Raw genomic sequence first — 2,499 nt, forward strand, 5'->3', positions numbered from 1 at the left:
CCATTGTTTCGGTATGTCGTTCTTACATTTTTATGTCTAAAGTTTCGTCAAATATTCGCCTCTCTACGCATGCATTTGCCTAATTATCGACCGTCAACGGCGTCAGTTCACTCTGAGAACGGCGATTTCGACAAAAGAACTGAGCATGCGGGCAGCCACGCCAGTGCGCGAAATGCCGATTTCCGCGCAAAATGCGCTCAGAAAATTGGCCCACGGCCGGTTTTTTAGCCAATTACAATTCGAAAGCTAATGCGAAACTGTATGCGAAACATATTGCGAAAGAACTGAATAGCGAAGTTGACACGCAATATCAAACGGTTAAGTTTCTCACACGCCATCTGGCACGATGATTGCTTCGATGATCCCAGGAATTCATCCAGTCAAAACAATAAAGGGGATCACATGAGAAACGTGCAGACAATCCTGAAGGCTGGCGTCGCGAGCGCGCTTATCTCGCTCCTCTCACTGTCCGCCCATGCGGCAGAGGGGGCTGCGGAGAAAATGGAAGCGGGCGCCGACGTCAGCAAACTTCCGGGCGTGGTACTGACCAAGAAGCTTGCAGACGCCCTCCCGGCTTCCATCAAGGCATCCGCCACATTGAAAGTGGCGACAGACCTGACGCCGCCGATCAGCTTCCATGATGACGACGGCAAGCTCGTTGGCATCGACGCCGATATCGCCGCGGCCCTCGGGGTCATCCTCGGCCTAAATGTCCAGATGACGGATGTGGGAGCAGGTGCTGCCATCGTTCCGGCCATCCTGTCCAAGCGGTTCGACATGACGATCTCGGGCATCAACGATGACGTCGAGCTAGAGAAGCAGGTCGATGTCATCGACYACATGTACGACGCCACCACGATCATGACGATCAAGGACAACCCGCTTGGCATCAAGAGCATGGAAGACCTCTGTGGCAAGAAGGTCGCCGTGCCGGTCGGCACCTTCCAGGGCAAGATGGTCGAGGCCGCGTCAATGAAGTGCAAGACGCCGATCGACATCATGGCGATCCCGAAGATGCCTGACGTGCTGCAGGCGGTGCGCACCGGCCGCGCCGTCGCCACCGTCAACGGCTATGCGACCAGCGTCTATACGACAGAACACCAAACCGGCAACGGCAAGGGCCTGCAGGCGCTTCCCGAGATCCGTCTCGCCGTCGGCTATCTCGGCATGCTGACGGCAAAGGACAATCCGGAGCTCCGCGACACCGTCGTCGCTGCACTGCAACAGATGGTCGACAGCGGCGCCTACGATACGATCATGAAGAAGTGGAGCCTCGGCCCACTGGCGGTCAAGACCGTCAAGGTTAACGACGCTGCCAGCATGCCGGCGGAGTGACGCTCATGGCACTGTTCACCATGCAGACAACGACAATGAGCCTGCCGCCACCGGCCATGAGGTCGATCAAGTGGGGACAGGTCGCAACCGGTGCTAGCGCGATCCTCGCGTTGGTTCTGCTTGGCAGTGCCGTCGCGCAGAGCCAGAGCGTTCAGTGGTCCGAGATTCCGCGCTACCTCGTGCATCCCTCGATTCTCCGCGGCGTTCTCCTCACGCTTGAACTGACGGCCGGCGCCATGGTCTTCGGCATAGGCCTTGGCTGCCTTCTCGCCGTCATGGCAACGTCGACGAACTTTGTCCTGAAGGCGATTGCCGCGGGCTTCGTCTGGTGGTTTCGCGGCGTGCCGCTGATCGTCCAGATTTTCCTCTGGTTCAACATCGCGCTCTTCATTCCGCAGGTTGGAGTGGGACACTACAGCATCTCGATCAACGATCTGGTCACGCCGGCGCTTGCGGGCTTCCTGGCGCTCGGACTTCACGAGGCCGCCAACATGTCGGAAATCATCCGCAACGGCCTGCTTGCCATCGACCGCGGGCAGCGGGAGGCGGCGACCGCACTCGGACTGAAGTCCCGGCAGACCTTCCGGACTGTCATACTGCCGCAGGCCGCACGCCTCATCATCCCCCCGACCGGCAACCAGGCGATCGGCATGTTGAAGGCAAGCGCCATCGTCTCCGTCATCGGCATGCAGGACCTGTTGACGCAGGCGCAGGCCATCTACGCCCGCAACTTCCTGGTGATCGAACTCTTGTTCGTCGCCTCGATCTGGTACCTCGCGATCACGACCGTGGCGTCGATCGGCCAGCACTATCTCGAAAAGAGCCTTCAGCCCAAATACCGCAATGGCAAGGACAAGACAGGTGGCGTCAAACGCGCCTGAGGATTGAGCGGACAACCAAGGGCCCCGCCAGAGCAGCGAGGCCCCATCAGGGAAATAACAAGGAGCACGACATGAAGCTTGGCATCGACAATATCAAACTGCCGGAATCGAAGAAGCGCGGCCCGCTCGGCAGCCTCGACCTCGTCAAGGAACTCGGACTTTCCGGCATCTTCTTCTCGACGGCGCTCGACATGAGCCCGACCCTCGACATCGGCGAACTGCGCGAGATCAGGGCGAAGGCTGACGAGCTCGGTCTTTACCTGGAAAGCGGTGTGGGCAATAT

At 58.9% G+C, this 2,499-nt stretch carries 2 protein-coding genes and 1 pseudogene; all 3 read left to right on the forward strand.

Annotation, left to right across the window (positions count from 1 at the left end; translation table 11 throughout):
• Nucleotides 1–402 precede the first annotated feature (402 nt).
• Complete coding sequence (locus AC1D35_RS35580; RefSeq protein WP_477942662.1) at nt 403–1,335, forward strand: ABC transporter substrate-binding protein; 933 nt, start codon at nt 403–405, stop codon at nt 1,333–1,335.
• Between the two features lie 5 nt (nt 1,336–1,340).
• Nucleotides 1,341–2,216, forward strand: coding sequence for an amino acid ABC transporter permease (locus AC1D35_RS35585; RefSeq protein WP_446983675.1), 876 nt, complete (start codon nt 1,341–1,343; stop codon nt 2,214–2,216).
• 71 nt (nt 2,217–2,287) lie between these two features.
• Nucleotides 2,288–2,499, forward strand: a pseudogene (locus AC1D35_RS35590) (sugar phosphate isomerase/epimerase); the annotation flags it as partial.

It is taken from the genome of Rhizobium sp. P1_E6, assembly GCF_056405875.1.

What these genes read in the sequence shown, in the direction of transcription:
- AC1D35_RS35585 (WP_446983675.1), top strand. Translation starts at nt 1,341, where the DNA reads ATGGCACTGTTCACCATGCAGACAACGACAATGAGCCTGCCGCCACCG.